Origin of the sequence: Campylobacter sp. BCW_6877 (genome assembly GCF_001762445.1) — a bacterium.
In the GTDB taxonomy this organism is placed as follows: Bacteria; Campylobacterota; Campylobacteria; order Campylobacterales; family Campylobacteraceae; genus Campylobacter_D; species Campylobacter_D jejuni.
Window position 1 is genome coordinate 1 of the sequence record NZ_MJWW01000035.1, and the last position, 21,609, is coordinate 21,609.

At 30.3% G+C, this 21,609-nt stretch carries 24 protein-coding genes, 2 tRNA genes and 1 pseudogene; 16 read left to right on the top strand and 11 right to left on the bottom strand.

Annotation, left to right across the window (positions count from 1 at the left end; all coding sequences use genetic code 11):
* A partial coding sequence (locus AJ936_RS03730) for an autotransporter outer membrane beta-barrel domain-containing protein (protein ID WP_141080063.1) occupies nucleotides 1–1,298 on the top strand: 1,298 nt, incomplete at its 5' end.
* A 233-nt stretch (nucleotides 1,299–1,531) separates the two neighbouring features.
* On the opposite strand, the gene AJ936_RS03735 is transcribed toward AJ936_RS03730, so the two are convergent.
* Nucleotides 1,532–1,607 (bottom strand) — tRNA-Met (locus AJ936_RS03735).
* A gap of 33 nt (nucleotides 1,608–1,640) precedes the next feature.
* Nucleotides 1,641–1,715: transfer RNA gene (locus AJ936_RS03740), tRNA-Gln, on the bottom strand.
* A gap of 92 nt (nucleotides 1,716–1,807) precedes the next feature.
* On the opposite strand from AJ936_RS03740, the gene AJ936_RS03745 reads away from it, so the two are divergent.
* Genes AJ936_RS03745 through lpxD form a run of 5 tightly spaced genes read left to right on the top strand, consistent with a single transcriptional unit; the run spans nucleotide 1,808 to nucleotide 6,423 of the window.
* Nucleotides 1,808–2,827: a bifunctional 3,4-dihydroxy-2-butanone 4-phosphate synthase/GTP cyclohydrolase II gene (locus tag AJ936_RS03745; RefSeq protein WP_070274075.1), complete on the top strand. Its 1,020-nt coding sequence runs from the start codon at nucleotides 1,808–1,810 to the stop codon at nucleotides 2,825–2,827.
* Nucleotides 2,828–2,838: 11 nt separating this feature from the next.
* A complete protein-coding gene (locus tag AJ936_RS03750) occupies nucleotides 2,839–3,282 on the top strand; it encodes a GatB/YqeY domain-containing protein (protein WP_070274076.1) in 444 nt (147 codons plus the stop codon).
* A 17-nt stretch (nucleotides 3,283–3,299) separates the two neighbouring features.
* Nucleotides 3,300–5,000 carry an acetolactate synthase large subunit gene (locus AJ936_RS03755; RefSeq protein ID WP_070274077.1) on the top strand — a complete coding sequence of 567 codons (1,701 nt, stop codon included), beginning with the start codon at nucleotides 3,300–3,302 and terminating at the stop codon, nucleotides 4,998–5,000.
* Nucleotides 4,997–5,461, top strand: coding sequence for an acetolactate synthase small subunit (gene ilvN, locus AJ936_RS03760; RefSeq protein WP_002852211.1), 465 nt, complete (start codon nucleotides 4,997–4,999; stop codon nucleotides 5,459–5,461). Before AJ936_RS03755 ends, ilvN begins: the two co-directional genes overlap by 4 nt.
* On the top strand, nucleotides 5,458–6,423 hold the full coding sequence (gene lpxD / locus AJ936_RS03765; RefSeq protein WP_002861284.1) for a UDP-3-O-(3-hydroxymyristoyl)glucosamine N-acyltransferase: 966 nt from the start codon (nucleotides 5,458–5,460) through the stop codon (nucleotides 6,421–6,423). Before ilvN ends, lpxD begins: the two co-directional genes overlap by 4 nt.
* Here lpxD and queA read toward each other — a convergent pair.
* The 4 genes and pseudogenes from queA to hemW form a co-directional block, all read right to left on the bottom strand.
* Complete coding sequence (gene queA, locus AJ936_RS03770) at nucleotides 6,412–7,440, bottom strand: tRNA preQ1(34) S-adenosylmethionine ribosyltransferase-isomerase QueA (protein WP_052949589.1); 1,029 nt, start codon at nucleotides 7,438–7,440, stop codon at nucleotides 6,412–6,414. The two genes, lpxD and queA, sit on opposite strands and share 12 nt — an antisense overlap.
* Entirely contained in the window at nucleotides 7,433–8,170 is a 738-nt protein-coding gene (tatC, locus tag AJ936_RS03775; RefSeq protein WP_002856930.1) for a twin-arginine translocase subunit TatC, read from the bottom strand. The genes queA and tatC overlap by 8 nt, the downstream gene beginning before the upstream one ends.
* Nucleotides 8,163–8,578, bottom strand: a pseudogene (gene tatB / locus AJ936_RS03780) (Sec-independent protein translocase protein TatB). The gene tatC and the pseudogene tatB overlap by 8 nt, the downstream one beginning before the upstream one ends.
* A gap of 58 nt (nucleotides 8,579–8,636) precedes the next feature.
* On the bottom strand, nucleotides 8,637–9,704 hold the full coding sequence (gene hemW / locus AJ936_RS03785; RefSeq protein ID WP_070274078.1) for a radical SAM family heme chaperone HemW: 1,068 nt from the start codon (nucleotides 9,702–9,704) through the stop codon (nucleotides 8,637–8,639).
* 101 nt (nucleotides 9,705–9,805) lie between these two features.
* Between hemW and AJ936_RS03790 the strand changes: the two genes are divergently transcribed.
* The 10 genes from AJ936_RS03790 to cmoA are packed head-to-tail and all read left to right on the top strand — an operon-like array spanning nucleotide 9,806 to nucleotide 18,970.
* Entirely contained in the window at nucleotides 9,806–10,276 is a 471-nt protein-coding gene (locus AJ936_RS03790; protein WP_044794063.1) for an RNA pyrophosphohydrolase, read from the top strand.
* Nucleotide 10,277: 1 nt separating this feature from the next.
* Entirely contained in the window at nucleotides 10,278–11,480 is a 1,203-nt protein-coding gene (locus AJ936_RS03795) for an aspartate kinase (RefSeq protein ID WP_070274079.1), read from the top strand.
* A complete protein-coding gene (locus AJ936_RS03800; RefSeq protein WP_002861289.1) occupies nucleotides 11,481–12,017 on the top strand; it encodes a HobA family DNA replication regulator in 537 nt (178 codons plus the stop codon).
* 5 nt (nucleotides 12,018–12,022) lie between these two features.
* Entirely contained in the window at nucleotides 12,023–12,622 is a 600-nt protein-coding gene (locus tag AJ936_RS03805) for a DNA polymerase III subunit delta' (protein ID WP_070252506.1), read from the top strand.
* Nucleotide 12,623: 1 nt separating this feature from the next.
* Nucleotides 12,624–13,766 carry a dihydropteroate synthase gene (gene folP, locus AJ936_RS03810; protein ID WP_070274080.1) on the top strand — a complete coding sequence of 381 codons (1,143 nt, stop codon included), beginning with the start codon at nucleotides 12,624–12,626 and terminating at the stop codon, nucleotides 13,764–13,766.
* Nucleotides 13,767–15,710 (top strand): NAD-dependent DNA ligase LigA, encoded by a 1,944-nt coding sequence (gene ligA / locus AJ936_RS03815; protein WP_070274081.1) that lies wholly within the window; start codon nucleotides 13,767–13,769, stop codon nucleotides 15,708–15,710.
* Entirely contained in the window at nucleotides 15,691–16,695 is a 1,005-nt protein-coding gene (locus AJ936_RS03820) for a hypothetical protein (RefSeq protein WP_079860912.1), read from the top strand. The genes ligA and AJ936_RS03820 overlap by 20 nt, the downstream gene beginning before the upstream one ends.
* Entirely contained in the window at nucleotides 16,692–17,453 is a 762-nt protein-coding gene (locus AJ936_RS03825) for a TlyA family RNA methyltransferase (protein WP_070274083.1), read from the top strand. Before AJ936_RS03820 ends, AJ936_RS03825 begins: the two co-directional genes overlap by 4 nt.
* Entirely contained in the window at nucleotides 17,419–18,273 is an 855-nt protein-coding gene (locus tag AJ936_RS03830) for a bifunctional riboflavin kinase/FAD synthetase (protein ID WP_070274084.1), read from the top strand. Before AJ936_RS03825 ends, AJ936_RS03830 begins: the two co-directional genes overlap by 35 nt.
* Nucleotides 18,260–18,970, top strand: a complete 711-nt coding sequence (cmoA, locus tag AJ936_RS03835) for a carboxy-S-adenosyl-L-methionine synthase CmoA (RefSeq protein WP_079860910.1) — start codon at nucleotides 18,260–18,262, stop codon at nucleotides 18,968–18,970. Before AJ936_RS03830 ends, cmoA begins: the two co-directional genes overlap by 14 nt.
* Here cmoA and AJ936_RS03840 read toward each other — a convergent pair.
* Genes AJ936_RS03840 through nth form a run of 5 tightly spaced genes read right to left on the bottom strand, consistent with a single transcriptional unit; the run spans nucleotide 18,960 to nucleotide 21,587 of the window.
* Nucleotides 18,960–19,181 carry an EexN family lipoprotein gene (locus AJ936_RS03840; RefSeq protein ID WP_072225837.1) on the bottom strand — a complete coding sequence of 74 codons (222 nt, stop codon included), beginning with the start codon at nucleotides 19,179–19,181 and terminating at the stop codon, nucleotides 18,960–18,962. The genes cmoA and AJ936_RS03840 overlap by 11 nt on opposite strands.
* On the bottom strand, nucleotides 19,172–19,612 hold the full coding sequence (locus tag AJ936_RS03845) for an EexN family lipoprotein (protein ID WP_070248223.1): 441 nt from the start codon (nucleotides 19,610–19,612) through the stop codon (nucleotides 19,172–19,174). Before AJ936_RS03845 ends, AJ936_RS03840 begins: the two co-directional genes overlap by 10 nt.
* A gap of 58 nt (nucleotides 19,613–19,670) precedes the next feature.
* Nucleotides 19,671–20,303, bottom strand: coding sequence for a trimeric intracellular cation channel family protein (locus AJ936_RS03850; RefSeq protein ID WP_002861298.1), 633 nt, complete (start codon nucleotides 20,301–20,303; stop codon nucleotides 19,671–19,673).
* Nucleotides 20,304–20,313: 10 nt separating this feature from the next.
* Entirely contained in the window at nucleotides 20,314–20,964 is a 651-nt protein-coding gene (locus tag AJ936_RS03855; protein ID WP_070274086.1) for a DNA/RNA non-specific endonuclease, read from the bottom strand.
* Nucleotides 20,961–21,587, bottom strand: a complete 627-nt coding sequence (nth, locus tag AJ936_RS03860; protein ID WP_052949600.1) for an endonuclease III — start codon at nucleotides 21,585–21,587, stop codon at nucleotides 20,961–20,963. Before nth ends, AJ936_RS03855 begins: the two co-directional genes overlap by 4 nt.
* Nucleotides 21,588–21,609 lie beyond the last annotated feature (22 nt).

Here is a 21,609-nt window from a genome sequence, read left to right on the forward strand (position 1 = left end):
AAGATTGGCTTGTTACTACAGATAAAGATACGGGTAAATTAGACACTATAGTTGTAGGTGGAAGTGGAAATGGAAATGTAAGTGCTGATAAAATTACTATAGATGAGGGCAATCTCGATCTAGGACAACTTGATAATATAAATGATATCATCTCAGGTGTTAATCAAAACAATATTGGCAATATAGGAACCAATGGTAGTGGAGAAATATCTTTAAGCTTTGATCCAATAACAGGAAAGCTTACTACAGATTTTAATCTTAATGCCTCCATATCAGGTGCAACCTTTAGATCTTTAATCTCTACTACTACAAGAAGATCAACCTTTATAGATAATGTTATGGGTAATTCTATGCAAACTTTTGCTTTAGCTTCTTCAAGTAAGTCTCAAAGCATTGCTATGTCTGAAAAGGGTAATTTATATGCAGATGCAAGTGATTATATAAAGAGTGATTTAAATAATGGAAGCTATGGTTCTAATAAAGAACATTCTTTATTCATCCTTCCTTATGCTTCTTCACAGAATGTTGAACTTTCTTTAAATGAAGAAAGTAAAGGACACACTAAAGGAACCATTATAGGTTATTCTACTTTAAAAGACAGTGGAATATATGGTGTGTATGCAGGTTATGAAGATACAAAAATGGGTTCAACTTATTTTGATATTAATAATAGAACCTATTATGCAGGTTTAAAATATTTTAATACCTTATTTACTACAGAAAAAGGTCAAGAAGTTTATATCAAAGCTCAAGGTAAAGCTGCTTTGATTAAAAATGATTTAACTAAAAAAATAGGAAATAATGAAGCTAAAGCTGAACCTAATTCTTATGCTTATGGAGTCAATACAGCCTTAGGTATGAATTTTATTTCTAATAAAGATATATTCTCCCCTGAAATAGGTCTTGCTTATGAAGGAGGTTATACTGAAGCTTTTTCTATGAAAGATACTATAGGACAAGCAACAGTTAAAGGTGGAGAAAGAACCTATGCAAACTATTTAAATCTTTTCTCTACTAAAACAAGCTTTACTTGGTTTAGAGATTGGTTGCCTAATTTAAAAACTTCAGTAGAACTTGGAGCTAAGTTTAATATCAATCCTAAAGTAGAAGCTGAGGCTAGATTTGGAAATATAAAAGTAAGTGATGAGTTTGATTTACCAAGAATACAAAAATTTGTAAGCACTTCTTTTATCGTTCCTGTTAATGAAGCTTTCTATTTTAGTTTAAACTATAATGGAATGTTTGATAAAGATGGCAATACCCATACAGGATTTGCTCAGTTTAATTATCTTTGGTAATCTTATAAAAGATCATACTTAGTTTAATTAGTTTACTCTCCTACTTGTTAAAAATTTCATCCTGATAATTTTAAAATTATTAGGATGGATGTTTTTAAGGTTGTTAAACTCTTTTTAGATTGCAATCATTCTTTTAAAGTATTTTAAAAACTCAGCTAAGATTAACAATAAATCATTTTAAATCATTTTAAGACGATTAAAAAGAAGTGAAGAGGATTGAAGATTAATACATTTGGTTGCGAAGGGGAGATTTGAACTCCCGACCTTCGGGTTATGAGCCCGACGAGCTAACCACTGCTCTACTTCGCGGCATATAAGATATTTGAAATATAAAATAAGAAGTGGATGGGGTAAAGGGATTCGAACCCCTGAATGACAGGACCAAAACCTGTTGCCTTACCGCTTGGCGATACCCCAATAAATATTTTTTAAAAGTGTAATTATAGTGAATTTTAATTTATTTGTCAAGCAATTTAAGTTATAATTTTAAAAATTTTAAGGAAATAAAGATGAAATTTGTTAACGTAGAACAAGCGATTAGGGATTTACAAGCAGGGAAAATGCTTGTAATGGTAGATGCAGAAGATAGAGAAAATGAAGGCGATTTAATCTTTCCTGCGCAATTTAGCACTCAAGAAAAAGTAAATTTCATGATAAAAGAAGCTCGCGGTGTGGTTTGCGTAGCTTTAGATGAAACTTTGGCAAAAAAATTTGAACTTCCTTTAATGGTGCCTAAAAATACTTCAAACCACGAAACCGCTTTTACCATAACCGTAGATGCAAAAGATGCTACAACGGGAGTTAGTGCTTATGAAAGAAATATGACTATACAAATTTTTGCTGATGATAATGCTAAAGCGAGTGATTTTGTAAGACCAGGACATATCAATCCTTTAATCGCAAAAAAAGGCGGAGTTTTAGAACGCACAGGTCATACAGAAGGCACGGTTGATCTTTGTAAATTAGCAGGATTAAAAGGTGCTTGTGTGATTTGTGAAATCGTAAAAGATAATGGAGATATGGCAAGAAGAGAAGATCTAGAATTTTTTTGCCAAAAGCATGATTTAAACATGATAGCCGTAAGTGATCTTATAGAATATCGCCTAAAACATGAAAGCCTTATTAAGCTTGAAGAAAAAAGTCAAAGTGTTTTAGCAGGCTTTAAAGCAGAAAAATTTATCTTTAGCGATCATAATCAAACCCAACATATAGCTTTTTGCTTTAAAGATATAAAAAAATGTGAAAATGTTAAATTTCATATCAGTGGTAGTGATTTTGATCTTTTAACTTCAGATAAATTTTCAAAACTTTTAGAGCAAATCAAATTTCTTAGTGAAAATGGCGGCGTCATAGTTTTCATGCAAGGAGAAAAATCCAGTACTATTCAATACAAAAACTATGGCATAGGAGCACAGATTTTAAGATATTTTGGTATAGAAGAAATTAAACTTTTATCTCAAAGTTGTGATAAAGACTATATAGGCTTAGAAGGTTTTGGTTTAAATCTTAAAGCTTGTAATTTTAACTAAAAAGGAAAAAAATGACTTTAAAAGAACAAATTTTAAACGATATCAAAGAGGCAATGAAACAAAAAGATGATTTTAAAAGAGATAGTTTAAGAACTTTAAATGCAGCTTTTAAGCAAATAGAAGTGGATGAAAGAATAGAATTAGATAATGAAAGAATTTATAAAATTATTGCAAGTGAAATCAAAAAACGTAAAGACGCAATCGAACTTTATCTTAAGGCAAATCGTGAAGATTTAGCACAAAAAGAACAAAATGAAATAAGTATTTTTGAAATTTATCTGCCTAAACAACTAAGTGATGAGGAGTTAACTTTAGCCTTAAAACAACTTATAGAAGAATTGGGCGTAAGTTCACTAAAAGAACAAGGTTTGGTGATGAAAGAAGCTAAAATAAAATTAGGTGCGAGTGTTGATGGTAAAAGACTTAATTTAGCACTTAAAGAGCTTTTACAATAATTTTTTGGAGTGTTATTATGAAAGAGTTAAGCGGTTCAGCAATGATTTGCGAGGCTTTAAAAGAAGAAAATGTTAAAATTGTTTTTGGCTATCCTGGAGGCGCTGCGCTTAATATTTATGATGAAATTTACAATCAAAAGTATTTTAAACATATTTTAGTGCGTCATGAACAAGCGGCTTTGCATGCTGCTGATGCTTACGCAAGAATGAGCGGAGAAGTGGGCGTAGCTATAGTTACAAGCGGACCAGGTTTTACAAATACTATTACAGGCCTAGCTACGGCTTATAGTGATTCTATCCCTTTAATATTGATTTCAGGGCAGGTGGCAAATTCTCTTATTGGTACAGATGCTTTTCAAGAAATTGATGCAGTAGGTATTTCAAGACCTTGTGTAAAGCATAATTATTTAGTTACTTGCATAGAAGAGTTTCCACGCATTTTAAAAGAGGCTTTTTATATAGCAAGAAGTGGTAGACCCGGGCCTGTGCATATAGATGTGCCAAAAGATGTAAGTGCAACTTTGGGACTTTGGGGATATCCTAAAGAAATTTCTATGAAAACTTATAAGCCTGTTTATAAGGGTAACTCAAAGCAAATTAAAAAATTTGCAGAGCTTTTAAAAGAAGCAAAAAGACCTTTATTTTACTTGGGTGGAGGTTGTATCAGTTCTAATGCAAGTGAGCAAATCAGAGAGCTTGTAAAATTTACAAAAATTCCAGCAGTTGAAACCTTGATGGCGCTTGGAACTTTAAGAAGTGATGATGTTTTTAATCTCAAAATGGCAGGCATGCATGGAAGCTATGCTGCTAATATGGCTTTAAGTGAGTGTGATTTGCTTGTGAGTGTAGGAGCGAGATTTGATGATAGGATTACAGGAAAAACAAGTGAATTTGCCAAACATGCGACTATAGTTCATGTTGATATTGATCCTAGTTCTATTTCAAAGATTATCAATGCGCATTATCCTATAGTAGGAGATATTAAAGAAGTTCTTAAAGAGCTTTTAGAAGAGCTTAAAAAGGAAAATTTCAACACAACTTTTAAAGAATGGCACGAAACTTTAAAGCGTTATAATGAACTTTATCCACTTTCTTATGAAGATAGCAATGAAGTTTTAAAACCGCAATGGGTGATTGAAGAATGTGCGAAGATGGCTCCTGATGCAAGGATTATTACCGATGTGGGTCAGCATCAAATGTGGGTAGCACAGTTTTATCCTTTTAATTATCCAAGACAGCTTGCAACAAGTGGAGGGCAAGGAACTATGGGATATTCTTTACCTGCTGCTTTGGGTGCAAAGCTTGCTGTGGATGAAGAAGTGGTGATTAATTTCGTAGGTGATGGATCGGTTTTAATGAATATCCAAGAGCTTATGACTGCTCGTGAGTATGGTATAAAAACTATAAATATTATTTTAAATAATGCCTTTTTAGGTATGGTAAGACAATGGCAAAGTATGTTTTATAAAGAGCATTTTTCACAAACAGATTTAAGCACTCAGCCTGATTTTATCAAAATTGCTCAAGGCTTTGGTTGCGAAGGTTATGAAATTTCAAGCAAAGAAGAATTCATTCAAGCTTTTAACCAAGCTTTAAAAAGTGATAAAACCTCTCTTTTAAATGTAAAAATTGATCGCTTTGAAGATGTTTTACCTATGGTGCCTGCAGGAAGTGCGATTTATAATATGATTTTACCAAAGGCAAAGGATAGACAATGAGAAGGGTTTTATCGGTAATTGTTTTAAATGAGCATGGGGTTTTATCTCGTATAGTAGGACTTTTTTCAGGAAGAGGTTATAATATTGACTCGCTCACAGTAGCACCTTTGGAAAATAAAGAATTTTCGCGTATTAATATAGTCACTTCAGGAAATGAAAGAACTTTTGAGCAGATAGTCAAACAACTTCATAAGCTTATTCCTACTTATAAAGTGATAGAAAGTGAAGAATTTATTGACAAAGAAATGGCTTTGGTGAAAATTCCTTTAAATGAAAATTTAGGTGGACTTGATGCCGTTTTGAAAGCTTATAATGGTACTATTGCAAATAGTAATGAGAATTTTTTGTTTTTAATGGTTGCTGATGATGCAAATCGCATTGATAATTTTTTAAAAACAATTAAAAAATACAATCCTAGTGATATAGTTCGCAGTGGATCTGTTTTGATGGAGATTAAATGAAATTAAGTGAAATAGCAGAATTTTTAAGCTTAGAGTATAAAGGTGAGGATATAGAAATCAGTGCTTTAAATTCTTTATTGAAAGCAAATTTTACAGAGCTTACTTATTGTGATGGTGAGAAAAATACCAAAGATATACCTCACACAGGAGCTGCTGCTATTTTAGTATCTAAAGAATATGAAAATTTAGTACCTAAGGACACTAAAGCTTTGATTACTCAAAATCCACATTTGAATTTTGCTTTTTTAAGCAAGCTTTTTGCTAAGCCTTTGATAAGCACAGCTAAAGAAAAAGTGCAAAATATCGCAAAAAGCGCAAGAATTATGCCTAATGTCTATATAGGTGATAATGTAAATATAGGTGATAATGTAATCATTATGGCAGGAGCTTATATAGGCGATAATGTCAGCATTGGTGATGAGAGTATTATCCATCCTAATGTAGTGATTTATAATGACACTAAAATAGGTAAAAAATGTCATTTGCTTGCCAATTGTGTAATAGGAAGCGATGGTTTTGGTTATGCGCACAATAAAAACGGCGAACATTATAAAATTTATCATAATGGCAATGTGATTTTAGAAGATTTTGTAGAAGTGGGGGCTTGTACAACTATAGATAGAGCAGTTTTTGATAGTACTATTATCAAAGCAGGCACTAAGGTAGACAATCTAGTTCAAATCGGACATAATTGCAATATAGGTCAAAATTGTATCATTGTAGCACAAACTGGAATTTCAGGTTCAAGTGAGTTAGGACGCAATGTTATTATGGGTGGTCAAAGTGCAACGAGTGGACATTTAAAAATAGGCGATTTTAGTACTATAGCTGCAAGAGGCGGTGTGAGTAAAAATTTAGAAGGCGGGCGCGTTTATGGTGGTTTTCCTATCATGCTTCAAAAAGATTGGCTAAAACTTCAAGCTAAAATAGCAATAAATTTTAAAGAAAAATCACAAGATTAGCATCGCATCGCCATAAGAGTAAAAGCGATATTTTTCTTTTATGGCAAGTTCATAAAGTTTTAAACACTGTTCTCTACCGATAAAAGCTGAAACTAGCATGATAAGAGTAGATTTTGGTAAATGAAAATTGGTCAAAAGATGATTTTGTCTTATAGGTGGATTTTGCGGGTGTAAAAAAAGATCACAAGAACCATTTTTTGTTTTAGTTCTTGCGTAATATTCTATAGTTCTTGTTACCGTTGTTCCTACGCCTAAAATAGCTTGTTTTGAATCTATAATTTCACATGCTTGCTGCGGAATATTAAAAAATTCGCTATGCATTTTATGCTCTTGTATATTTTCACATTCTACGCTTTTAAAGGTTCCAGCTCCTACATGTAAGGTTAAATGATAAATTTCGTGTTTTTTTCTTAAATTTTCAAGCATAGTCTCACTAAAATGTAAACTTGCAGTTGGAGCAGCTACCGCGCCTAAATTTTTTGCAAAGATACTTTGATAATCTTTCAAATCACTTTTTTCATCCTCCCTTTTAATATAAGGAGGCAAGGGTATATGTCCTATCTTGTCAAGCAGGTTGTAAAGATTTGAGGTGTCTAAGGTTTTATCATTTTGAAAAAATTGAACTTTTCGAAGACCATCATCTAAAAGTTCTACAACGCGCGCTTTTAAATCCTCTTTAAAATATAAGATTTCATCTTTTTTAACACGCCCTTTAATTTGAGCTAGAAAAAGTGGATTGTGAGAATTTAAAAAAGGTTGATGCAAGAAAAGCTCTATTTTCCCCCCGCTTGCTTTATTGCCATAAATTCTTGCTTTAATAACTTTAGTATCATTGAAAAAAATCGCGCAGTTGGGTAAAAAGTCTTGTAAATTTTTAAAAGTAGTGTGAAAAATTTCTTTGTTTTTGCGATCAAAAACCAAAAGCCTAGCATCTTCTTTCGGATTTGTAGGATAGTTGGCTATGAGTTCGTTAGCTAGAGTGTAATCATAGCTTGAAAGAAGTAAGTCTTTATTCATCGCTTTCTTTATCTTTTGGGGCAGGATTTACCTTTTGAACAATTAAAATAGAAAGTCCATAAAGTCCACAAAGTGGTCCTGCCATTAAAAATTGAGATAAAACATCAGGTGGAGTCATAAAGGCTGAAAAAACAAAAATAACTAAAACAGCTATGCGAAAATGGCGTTTTAAAAAACTATCATCTATAAGCCCGATTTTAGCAAAGAAAAAGGCAATTACAGGCATTTCAAAAGCTAAACCAAAAGCCACAACAACTTTTGTAAAGAAATCTACATAAGTTCCTATGGTAATCACAGGATTAAAATCTTCATTTAAACCAAAATTAATCAAAAATTTAAAAGCCAAAGGCACTACAACAAAATAGCAAAAACAAGCCCCTAAGGCGAACATAATGCTTGCAAAGCTAACAAAAGGCACCACAAGGCGTTTTTCATTATCGTAAAGTCCCGGAGCTACAAATTTCCAAAATTGCCAAAAAATTACAGGTAAAGAAAAGATAAAGGCCGCAAAAAAACTAACTTTCATTGCAGTAAATAAGGCTTCTTGTACTTCAATTACATTCACATGTTTGGCTACTTCGGGCAAAACAGCTATAAGTGGAGCTTTTAGAATATCTAAGATATAGCTTCGTAGAGCAAAACATACAATAAACATAACTACAATGCAAGCAACGCTTATAAAAAGGCGTTTTCTAAGTTCTATTAAATGAGGTCTTAATTCTTCAAACATTTATTTTTCCGTTTTATCTTGTGTTTCTAATTTGCTAAGATTTGGTTTTTCTTCTGTATTTAAATTTTGTCCGCTAAGGTTATTTTTTGTGTTATCATCTCTGCTATCAAAGGTTAAATCCACCTTTGTTTTATCTAAAATATCTCTTTTAAGGTCATCAAATTCTTCAAAACTGAGTTTTTTGCGTATGTTTTCATTAGTGCTTGAAAATTCATCTTTGTATTTCTTAGCTTCTTCTTTTAAGTCATTGATGCGTATTTCTTTTTCTATGCTTGATTTTGCATCATCTATGTTGCGTTTTACAGCTTTTAGAATTTTTGCTATTTGTACTATAGCTTCTGGAAGTTTATCAGGCCCTAAGACTAAAATCGCTACAACTAAAATAACTATAATTTCACCAAAACTCATTAATCGTTACTCTTTGATTTGATATTTTAAATAAATATTTTACTTAAAAAACTTAAATTTAAGATGAGAGATATAAAGCAAGCTCATCGCTAATGAGAAAATTAGGATTAAAATATCTTTTATTTTTGTAAAAAAGTTTTTTTTCTTTTAATAATATATTTATTTTGTCTTTTTGCCATTGATTGAGTTTTGTTTCATCAATCCCTACTATACTTCTAAGTCCTAAAAATAGGTGTTCTAAATTCAAGTCTTTAGAACTTAGCTGCTCTATAGATCTAAAAGTGGGATTTTCTATGTAATTTTTTAAATTTTTTGCTGTATAAAAACGCTTGTTTTCATAAAATCCTACCGCACTTAATCCACAAGCTAGGTAGTTTTTTCCTTGCCAATAAGCAAGATTATGTTTGCAAATTTGGGCTTTGGTTTTTGAAAAATTACTGATTTCATATTGAAAAAAGTCAAGTTCTAGGAGTTGTTTGATGAAAAATTTCATTAAATTAGGAGCATTTTTTTTGAAATGTTCTTTTTTGGCAAAGGCTGTGTTTGATTCTATGGTTAAATTATAAGCACTAAGGTGTGTGATTAAAGCCTTGATTTGTTTTAAGTGTAAGAGTTCAAATTCAAGCATTTTTTTATTGTCTAATTTTGTATCATAAATAAGATCTAAATTGATATTTTTAAAACCTATTTTATTTGCGTTTTCTAATGCTTTGATAATCATTTCTTGATTGTGAATTCTTCCAAGAAAGTGAAGTTTTTTAGGATGAAAACTTTGAGCTCCAAAAGAAATGCGATTAACTCCTATATTTTTCATATTTTTAAGCCAATTTAATGTTGCTGAGTTGGGATTAGCTTCGCATGAAATTTCTACATTTTTATCTAGTAAGGGATATAAAATTTTAAAAATATCTTCATAATTATACGCATTAACACAACTTGGTGTTCCTCCGCCTATGAATAAGGTTTTAATTTGATTTGATTGAATGTTAAATTGTTTTAATTGAAAAATAATATCTTCTTTTAAAGCCTTAAAATAGGCTTTTTCATAATCATTTTTTTTCAAACTTGTAAAAGCACAATAATTACATTTGCTTTCACAAAATGGAATATGGATATAAAAATGCATAAAAACCCTAAAATATTTTATTAAATTTTTTTAATGTATTTTAATAAAAATTTGATTTGATTTAGGTTAAAATTATTTCCTTTAAATTAAGGAAAAATATTGTGGAAAACGAGAAAAATTATAGACCAAATGTTGCAGCTGTTATTTTGTCAAGTTCTTATCCTTTTGAGTGTAAGATTTTTATAGCTAGAAGAAGTGATATGGATAATATTTGGCAATTTCCACAAGGAGGTATTGATAAAGGTGAAAGTGTCAAAAACGCTTTATTTAGAGAACTAAAAGAAGAAATAGGCACCGATGAGGTTGAAATCATTGCTGAGTATCCAGAATGGTTGAGTTATGATTTTCCAAGTAAAATTGTTAAAAAAATGTATCCTTATGATGGACAGATTCAAAAATATTTTTTAGTGCGTTTAAAGCACAGTGCTACAATCAATATCAATACCAAGCATCCTGAATTTGATGATTATCAATTTGTGAGTGTTAAACAAATTTTTGAAATGATTAATCATTTTAAAAAAAATATTTATGTTAAAGTGATCAAATATTTTGAAGAGAAAGGTTATATCTAAAATGCTTATAGTTCAAAAATATGGTGGAACAAGCGTTGGAACACTTGAGCGTATCGAAGCAGTAGCCAATAGGGTTATCCAAAGTGCGCAACAGGGTAATCAACTTGTTGTTGTAGTATCTGCAATGAGTGGGGTGACAAATACTCTTATCGAGCAAGCTGAATATTTTAGTAAAACCCCTAATGGTAAAGATATGGATATGCTTTTAAGCAGTGGAGAGCGTGTAACAAGCGCTTTACTTTCTATTGCTTTAAATGAAAAGGGTTATCCTGCTATATCATTTTCTGGGAGAAAAGCGGGAATTATTACAGATAGTGTTTTTACAAAGGCAAGAATTCATCATATTGATACAAAAGCGATAAAATCAGAACTTCAAAATGGTAAAATAGTCGTTATAGCAGGTTTTCAAGGTGTAGATGATGAAGGTAATGTAACTACTTTAGGGCGTGGTGGAAGCGATTTAAGTGCTGTGGCAGTAGCTGGTGCCTTAAATGCGGATTTGTGTGAAATTTATACCGATGTTGATGGGGTTTATACAACAGATCCAAGAATTGAACCAAAGGCAAAGAAATTGGATAAAATTTCTTATGAAGAAATGCTTGAACTTGCAAGTTTGGGTGCAAAAGTTTTGCAAAATCGCTCTGTAGAGCTTGCAAAAAAATTAAATGTTAACTTAGTAACTAGAAGTAGTTTTAACAATAACGAAGGAACAATGATAACAAAGGAAGATGGAATGGAACAAGCTTTAGTAAGTGGTATTGCTTTGGATAAAAATCAAGCAAGAGTGACTTTAAGAAATGTAGAAGATAAGCCTGGAATCGCAGCTGAAATTTTTTCTGTTTTAGCAAATGAAAATATTAATGTAGATATGATTATACAAAATGTTGGAGTTGATGGCGCTACAAATTTGGGTTTTACGGTTCCTCAAAATGAACTTGAATTAGTCAAAAATGCTATGCAAAAAATTTTAAGCTCAAAAACAACTATAGAAAGTGATAGTGCTGTAGTAAAAGTTTCTATAGTCGGCGTAGGCATGAAATCACATTCAGGAGTGGCAAGTAAAGCTTTTAAAGCTTTAGCTGATGAGGGGATTAATATCGGTATGATTTCTACTAGCGAAATTAAAATTTCGATGATAGTTCATGAAAAATACGGAGAACTTGCAGTTAGAGCACTACATGAGTGCTATGGACTTGATAAATAAATGAGTGATTTTTTAAGTTTTACTCTTGAAAATATCCGCAATGGCGGAGCTTTTATGGCATGGTTGGAGTCGCGTCGTTTAGAATGGGCTCCTTTGATGGCTGCAAGACTTAAATATCTTTTAGAAGGACGCACTTTTGTCTTAATGTGCGATGAGCAAAGATCTTGGTATGAAGAGTATTTTTTAAAAAATATAAATTCAAAAGCCGCTCGTCCTATGCTTCCTTTTGTGTCGTTAAATTCTTTATGCAAGAAGAAAGTACAAAGTTCAGAAGATATAGCTTTACTTAATGACTTGCTTGACATTTCTTTTCCTAATGGTTATGTGTATTTTTATATAGGAAGTGCTTCTGATAATAAATCTTTAATCGCTAAATCAAGAGATGATAGTTTATTGTGGCTTTTTGATGAGCAGTTACAAGATAGTTTTTATTTAAATTCTAAAGATAAAGACTTGGATATCAAGCTTATTAGTTTATATCAACTTTTTGATGTAAGTTTGGATGCAATATTATTTTCCAAGGTGCAATTAGGATAAATATTTTGTTTATTAGTAAGATTATTATCAGTGAAGATTTTTTAGGTATTAAAGAAGAAATGATTAATAATTTTGGTATTAAAAAATTAAGATTTTTTATGCCACAAAATGAATTTTTACTTGATGATGCAAGAGCAGTTGAAAAAGAAAGCTATATTGCAGAAACCGAAGAAAAAATTATTGTTTTAATGGCGGATTCTTATAGGATAGAAGCACAAAATTTTTTACTTAAACTTCTTGAAGAACCTCCAAAAAATATTAAATTTCTTATTGTGGTACCTTCTAAAAATTTACTTTTACCTACTATAAAATCACGTCTTATTTGTGAAAAAAGAAAAGTTGAAAAGGAAGTTAAAAAACTTGATTTAGATCTTAAAAGAATGGATTTAAGAATGCTTTTTGATTTTTTGCAAAAAAATGAAAATTTGGATAAAAATGAACTTATGGATCAAATTGCATTACTTGCTAAAGAATGTGTGAAATATAAAGATTTTAACGCTGAAGAATTAGAGTTTTTTTATGAAAGCTATGAGCTTGCAAGATTAAATTCTAAAAGCGGGGTACTTTTGGCTACTCTTTTATTAAATTACTATACAAAGAAATAAAATGAAATTTTTTAAAATCAATCCAAATACCGATTTTAATTTACTTTGCTCTTTTATAAATCCTCATAAAATGGGACAAAAGATTATGAGTGAAAAAACAAAAATTCATTTTATTTTTATCAAAGATATTTCTACTCCTGCAGCAAATATTTTAAAACAAGATGCCTTAAGAGTAGGAGCTGAGCTCATTACCCATAAAGAAATAATTACCGCAAAAATCACTCATTCAAATGCACTTTTAATGGCAAGTAAAGAACAAATTCAAAAACTTATTGCTAAAGAAAAACTTCAAGATTTTGGACTTAAAAATTTGGCTCTTTTTTTGCAAAAAGATTTTTTAAAAACAAAAAAAGCTGAACTTATGGCAGTGATTAATGTTAATGAAGACAGTTTTAATGCAAAAAGTCGTGTGAGTGAAGAAGACTTTGAAAAAAGGCTTAATGACTTTCTTGCTTTAAGGCCTGAGTATATCGATATAGGTGCGGTTAGTTCAAGACCTGGGAGTGAGTATTGTGGCAAGGAAGAGGAATTTAAAAGACTAAAAAAAGTACTTGACTTAATTTATGAGAAAAATTATCATGAAAAAGCGATTTTTAGTTTAGATAGTTTTGATGAATATTGTCTAGAATATGCTTTAAATAAGGGTTTTAAACTTATAAATGATATTACAAGTTTAAGAAATCTTAATCTGGCTAAACTTGCAAGTAAATATGAGGCAAAATATTGCTTAATGCACATGCAAAACAATCCAAATAACATGCAAGATAATCCTTTTTATGAAGATTTACTCGATGAGATGACTTTGTTTTTTAAAGAAAAACTTGAACTTTTAGAAAGTTTTGGAGTAAAAGAAAGTATTTTAGATGTAGGTATTGGTTTTGGAAAGAGTGCGGAGCATAATATGATTTTAATCAAACACTTAGAACATTTTTTGCAATTTAATAAACCTTTACTTATAGGTGCGAGTCGCAAAAGTGTGATTAATGCGTATTTTCAAAGCGAGATTAAAGATCGTTTAGCAGGAACTTTGTATTTGCATTTAAAGGCTTTTGAAAATGGTGCTAGTATTATAAGAGTGCATGATTTATACGAGCACAAACAACTTTTTGCTTTAGCACAGGCAATGGATAATATAGGAGTTTAGATGAAAAAAGAAGAGTATTTAGAAAAAGTTGCTTTAGCAAATTTGTGGATGAGGGCATATTATGAAAAAGATGAACCCTTGGCTAGCGATGAAGAATACGATGCTTTAATCAGAGAATTAAGAGTTTTTGAAGAACAAAATAAAGATGAAATTTCAAAAGACTCTCCAACGCAAAAAATAGCTCCTACTATACAAAGCGAGTTTAAAAAAATAGCTCATTTAAAGCGTATGTGGTCGATGGAAGATGTTTTTGATGAGAGTGAGCTTAGGGCTTGGGCAAAACGTGCAAAATGTGAAAAAAACTTTTTTATAGAGCCTAAATTTGATGGAGCGAGTTTAAATTTGCTTTATGAAAATGGTAAATTAGTAAGCGGTGCCACTAGAGGTGATGGCGAAGTGGGCGAGGATATAACACTTAATGTTTTTGAGATAGAAAATATACCTAAAAATATAGCCTATAAAGAAAGGATAGAAATTCGTGGAGAAGTGGTGATTTTAAAAGATGATTTTGAGAAAATCAATGAAAAAAGAGCCCTTTTAAATCAAAGTTTATTTGCTAATCCACGCAATGCTGCAAGCGGGAGTTTAAGGCAGCTTGATACAAGCATCACTAAAGAAAGAAATTTGAAATTTTATCCTTGGGGAGTAGGGGAAAATACCTTAAATTTTACTAAACACAGCGAGGTGATGCAATTTATCAGAGAGCTTGGTTTTTTAAAGGATGATTTTGTAAGACTTTGCGCTAATTTAGATGAGGTTTTAAAAGCTTATGATGAGCTTTTAGCTTTAAGAGAAAAAAAGTCTATGATGATGGATGGAATGGTGGTAAGAGTTGATGATCTTGCGCTTTGTGAAGAATTAGGCTATACGGTAAAATTTCCAAAATTTATGGCAGCTTTTAAATTTCCTGCACTTGAAAAAACCACGCGTTTAATAGGGGTAAATTTACAAGTAGGAAGAAGTGGGGTGATCACTCCTGTGGCGGTTTTAGAGCCTGTAAATTTAGATGGGGTTGTAGTAAAATCAGCCACACTCCATAATTTTGATGAGATTGCAAGACTTGATGTTAAAATCAATGATTTTGTAAGCGTGATAAGAAGTGGCGATGTTATCCCTAAAATTACTAAGGTTTTTAAAGAGCGTAGAGAAGGTTTAGAGATGGAAATTTTACGCCCTAAACTTTGTCCTACTTGCCAAAGTGAGCTTTTAGATGAAGGAACTTTAATAAAATGTCAAAATATAGACTGTGAGGATAGACTTGTAAATTCTATCATTCATTTTGTTTCTAAAAAATGTCTTAATATCGACGGACTTGGAGAAAATATAGTAGAGCTTTTATACAAACACAAAAAAATCACTACACTTGAGAGTATTTTTCATTTAAAATTTAGTGATTTTGAAGGTTTGGAAGGCTTTAAAGAAAAGAAAATCAACAATCTTTTAAATGCTATAGAACAAGCAAGAGAATGTGAGCTTTTTCGTTTTATCACAGCTTTAGGGATAGATCATATTGGCGAGGTTGCGGCTAAAAAATTAAGCTTAAGTTTTGGTAAAGAGTGGCACAAGCAAAGCTTTGAAGCTTATGCCAATTTAGAAGGTTTTGGGGAGCAAATGGCTTTAAGTCTTTGCGAATTTACGCGTGTTAATCATACAAGAATTGATGAGTTTTACAGGCTTTTAAATTTGAAAATAGAAAAACTTGAAATTAAAAGCGATAGTGTGATTTTTGGTAAAACTTTTGTGATTACAGGAACTCTTTCACGACCAAGAGATGAGTTTAAGGCTTTAATAGAAAAGCTTGGAGGTAAGGTAAGTGGTTCGGTTTCTAAAAAGACTGACTATGTGCTTTTTGGAGAAGAGGCAGGTTCTAAGCTGAGTAAGGCTAAAGAGCTTGAAGTAAAATGTATAGATGAAAGTGCTTTTAATGAACTTGTTAAAGAATAGTTCTTATATTTTAACACTTTTAAGCCTTTTTGGATTTTTGCTAACTTGGCAAAGGAGTGCTTTTTCTCTGTTTTTTTTAATTCCTATTTTCTTAACACTTTTTTGGGAATTCTTTTTATTTTTAAAGCTTAGAAAAAATATTATAAAAGAAGCTACTTTGATTAAGGGAAGTTTGTTTTATCGTATTAGTATGGGGGATTTTTATCTTTATATTTTTAGTTTTTTCTTGGCGATTTTTGGACTTGTTTCTTTATTTTTAAATTTTTTAAATCTTGAAAAAATTGATTTAGTTTTTATATTTATAATTTTGCCTTTATTGATGATATTTTTAAAAAAAGAATTGCATTTGCAATTTGTAAATAATGCTTATAATGATTTTAGAATAGTTGTTATCGCTAGTTTTTTTACCGCTTTATTTTATGCATTTTATGGGCTTTTTTTTACTTACAATGAAATTTTAAATTTAGAACTTTTTTCTAGGAAAATCATTGCTTATAAGAGTGCTTCTTTTGTTTATTTTGATTTTTTATCTGAATTATTGTATTTTGTTTCAAATTTAAAATTTTTTATTTTTTCTTATTTTGGATATTTGGGATTTAGGGTTTTAAATTTTATTTTTGATTTTTTTAATTTTTTTATGTTTTGTTCTCTTTTGGCTTTTGTTTTTAATTTTGTTTTGAAAATAAAGATAAAAATAATTGTTTTATTTTTGTGTTTTATCATGGTTTTAGCAAGTTATTTTTTAAAAGAGCAAAGAAATAATGCCTTAAAATCTGAACAAGAACAAATACTTTTATGGATGAATAATTTTGATTTTTTAAAAGATCATAATTTAAGTTTAATTCAAAAAGAAAAAGATCTTTTTGAAAAAGATCTTAAAGATCTTAGAGAAATTTTTAAAAAAAATGCTTTTGAAATAGGCATTTGGTGGTTTTCTAAAGAAAAAGAAGACTTGGAAAAAAGAATAAATGAGAGTTTAAAATGAGATTTGATTTTTTTGTTTCAAAGCGTTTAAATATCAGTAGAAATAAAGCTTTAGAGCTTATAGAAAATGAAGAGGTTTTGCTTAATGGTAAAAGTTTTAAAGCTTCTTTTGATGTGAAAAATTTTTTAGAAAATTTAAAAAAAACGCAAGATTTAAATCCTGAAGATATACTTTTAGCCAATGAGTTAAAATTGGAACTTTTACGTGAAATTTATGTTTCAAGAGCAGCTTTGAAATTAAAAAATTTTTTAGAAGAAAATGATATTGAAATAAAACATAAAAATTGTCTTGATATAGGATCTAGTACGGGTGGTTTTGTACAAATTTTACTTGAAAATCAGGCTTTAAAAATCACTGCTCTTGATGTGGGTAGTAATCAACTCCATCCAAGTTTAAGAGCAAATGAAAAAATTATCTTGCATGAAAATACAGATCTTAGAGCCTTTAAAAGTGAAGAAAAATTTGAACTTGTTACTTGTGATGTGAGTTTTATTTCTCTTATTAATTTACTTTATTATATTGATAATTTAGCTTTAAAGGAAATTATTTTACTTTTTAAACCTCAGTTTGAAGTGGGAAAAAATATCAAAAGAGATAAAAAAGGTGTTTTAAAAGATAATAAGGCAATCTTAAAGGCAAGAATGGATTTTGAAAAAGTATGTGCTAAATTGGGTTGGCTTTTAAAAAATACGCAAAAATCAAGCATTAAAGGAAAGGAAGGTAATGTTGAATATTTTTACTACTATATCAAAAATTAATATTACTTCTTTAGCCATAGGTTGTTTTGATGGTATGCATTTAGGACATCTAAAACTTGTAAAATGTTTAGATGAGAATGGGGCTTTATTAGTTATTAATAAATTTAAGGGTCAATTTCTTTGTTCAAATCGTCAAAAAGAAGAAATTTCAGGAAAAAAAGTTATAGAAGTGGATTTTGAAAGTATAAAATCTTTAGATGGTAAAGATTTTTTAAGCTTTTTGAAAAAAGAATTTGTCAATTTGAAATTTATAGTGGTGGGATATGATTTTTCTTTTGGGAAAAATAGGGCTTATAATGCTAAAGATATTGAGTCTTTAAGTGGGATAAAAACTATAATAGTTGATGAATTTAGCATAGGCGGAGTAGGTGTTCATGCAAGTTTAATTAAGGATTTTTTATCAAAAGCAAATTTGCAAAAAGCAAAAGAATTTTTAGGAAGAGATTATAGTATCAAAGGGAAGATGATTAAAGGACAAGGTTTGGGCTCTAAAGAACTTTTTGCGACTATAAATTTAGATTGTGAAGGTTATTTTTTGCCTCAAAATGGTGTTTATGCTACTTTGTTAAAAAGTCAAAGAAAAATTTATAAAAGTGTGAGTTTTTTAGGTATAAGGTCAAGCGATGAAAATTTTGCCATAGAAAGTCATATTTTAGAAGAATTGGGTGAAAATTTCACACAAGGGGAGTTTTTCGAACTCGAGTTTATATCTTTTCTAAGAGAGAATCAAAAATTTCAAGATCTAAAAAAGCTTAAAAATCAAATTGCTAAAGACATAGAGCAAGCTAGAGAATTATTAAGGAAAAATGATGAAAGATGAACTTTTTAAACAAAGCCCTAAAAAACAATTTGAATTTGATAAAAGCGTGGCTAGTGTTTTTGATGATATGATCAATCGTTCTGTGCCATTTTATAGAGAAAATTTAGAACTTTGTGCTAATTTATTGGCTAAAATTTTATCTACAAACGCAAATATTTGTGATTTAGGCTGCTCAAGTGCTAATTTTTTGATTTTTTTGGCAAACTTAAGAAAGGATTTTAAACTTTTTGGTGTGGATAATTCTGCTTCTATGCTTGAAGTTGCAAAGTCAAAAACTAAAGCTTATGGACTTGATATAAGTTTTTTTGAAGCTAATTTATGCGAATTTGATTTTTTTACTTGCGATGTTTTTGTGGCAAATTATACCATGCAGTTTATTCGTCCTCCTAAAAGACAGGAATTGCTTGATAAAATTTATAAAAATTTAAATCCTAAAGGCATTTTGATTATGAGTGAAAAAATCCTTTATGAAGATGCTTTTTTGTCTAAAAATATCATAGAACTTTATGCAGACTACAAAGAAAAACAAGGCTATTCTAAATTTGAAATTGCAGCTAAAAGAGAAGCCTTAGAAAATGTTTTAATTCCTTATAGTCAAAAAGAAAATTTAAACATGCTAGAAAAGGCAGGTTTTAAGAAAATAGAAAGTATTTTTAAATGGGCAAATTTTGAAACTTTTATAGCTTTTAAGGATTAGAGATATTTTCATTTTCCCATTCATCTTTTGGAAAACCTACCTTATACGCATTAACACAATCTTGACTGATGATAGCTTTGTGCCTGCATTCTAAACTTCTTTTTTTTGCTTCTTCAGGGTGATTTTGATAATATTCTACACTTTTGGTTTGTTCGCATGCTGCAAAAAATATACCAATAAGGCTTAAAAAAAGAGTTATTTTCATGGTAATTTTTCCTGTGTTATATTAATATCATCACTAAAGATAGAACTTTGATGGTTTTCTGTTGTTTTGGAAGGATAAATTTCAGAAGGTGTTTCTGCTATGGGCGGCATTATAATACTTTCATTATTTTCTGAACTTTGGTTAATATCTTTTGTGATTTTTTCTTTTTTTAAATCATTTTGTTTTAAAGCTTCTAATATCTGATTATCAGATTTTTTTGGTGTGTTTGGACTGTATTTACTCTCTTCATTTGTTGGCTTAATACCAATTTCTAATGCATTAATACAATCTTCGCTAAGAGTTCCGCTTTCTTTGCATTCTTTTGCTTTTTCTTTTGCTTCGCTAGGATGATTTTTGTAGTAATTTTCTGTTTTGCTATCGCAAGCTGTTATATTAATAATTATTAAAATTGTAAGTAAAATACTTAGTCTTTGCATTTATCAATCTCCTAAAAATTTTTAGCATCTTAGCAAACTTGTATAAAGCAACGATAAATTATTTTTCTTCATTATAAGAAAAAATAGGTAAAGACCATTGATATTTGATAGCTAAAAGCCTTGCAATAACTCCTATAAAAAGAGTTAAAAGTGTGCAAACTAGAGCATTAAGCTCAAGCCACATTATTAGAGAATAATAGATTGCTCCTGCAATTATGGCAATTCCTGCATAAATTTCTTTTTGAAATACCAAAGGGATTCTCATACATAAAATATCTCTTAAAATTCCACCAAAAACACCCGTAATTACAGCAGCAGCAACGGCTATGATAAACCCATGATTTTGATCTATGGCTATTTGAGCTCCAAGTATGCTAAAAACAACAAGTCCTATAGCATCAAGAGTTAGAAATAAAGTTTCAAGTTTGGTTACTACACGTGGAATTTTTGTGGCTATAAGGGCGCAAAAACAGATTAAAATAATATATTCAGGATGTTTAACCCAAGTTAAAGGATAATGTCCTAAAAGCACATCTCGTATGCTTCCACCTCCAATTGCTGTTACGAGAGCAATAAAAATAACTCCAAAAAGGTCCATTTTATGGCGTCCTGCAGCTAAAGCCCCTGTCATTCCTTCTGCGGAAATACCTATGATATAAAGAGTGGTTATTGTAAGAGCATTTATCTCCATAATTTATACCTTAAAATTTATCACAATTTATTTGATACTGTTTAATATTTTCATCATTTACTTCGTGGTTTGGTACTTGATAGCATTCTTTAAATTTCGGAGTTTTAATAATTTTTACATAAAAACTTGGTATAGCAATACGGTTTTTAATGTATTGTGGTTCTTTATCGTAAAGTACTAAATTTAAAACTTCAATACTTTGAAATTTTAAAGCCAAATTTCTTTCTCTTTGTTCGATTTCATTCCAAATTATATTATTTATTTGCGCATTTTGTGGGGTAATATTACTCATTAAAAATACTGAATTTTGGGCAGCTTTACTAAAGCTAAAAGAAGCATTGGGTGCAGTGTGTCCTCGCGTGTAGCCGCTGTTTTTATAATCACTCCAAGTAGTGCGGTATTTTTTAGGAATATTTGTATCATCTTCAAAGCGAGGGCGTTTTTTAATTTGTTTATTTTTTAAATTTGAAGCTTCTACTTTATAAGCAACGGCTTTTGTACCTTTGAGTTTATAATCATAGCAATTTAGATAAAAAAACTTATCTAAGATTTGCGAGCAATTTATGTTGTTAAAATAAGAAGAAAAAACAGCACTAGGCTCGTAAGATTCTAAGGCGAAAATATTAAGAAATATAACGAGTAAAAAGATGAAAATTTTCATTTAAGTTCCTTATCTTTACTTTTGCAAAGATGATTTAAAAAACATTCTTTACATAAAGGTTTTTTAGCTTTACAGGTGTAGCGTCCAAAAAGAACCATGGCTTGATGAAGATAGTTAAGATTGTCTTTAAATATGCGTGTTAAATCTTCTTCTGTAGCTTCTGGAGTTTTTGCTTTGCTAAGTCCTAAGCGGTGAGAAACTCTAAAAACATGAGTATCTACAGCCATGAAATTTGCTCCGCACCATTCTATTAAAACTACATGAGCGGTTTTTTGTCCCACACCTGCTAAGGATTTTAATTTCTCTTCTTCAAGGGGAATTTCTCCGTCAAAATTTTCACAAACTGATTTTGCCATTTTTATAAGATTTTGTGCTTTATTATTAAAAAATGAACAAGTTTGTATGTAGGTTTTAAGGCTTGATAAATTTGCATTTGCAAGGGATTTGATATCAGGATAAGCTTTAAAAAGATCAGGAGTGATGATATTAACTCTTTTATCAGTGCATTGGGCTGAAAGCATCACGCAGACTAATAGTTCGTATAAATTTGAAAATTTAAGTTCTGTTACAGGTTTTTCAAAATGTTTTAAAAAAAGCTCTTTGATTTCTAAATTTCTTTTCATTTTTTAATTTTAGTTAATTAGC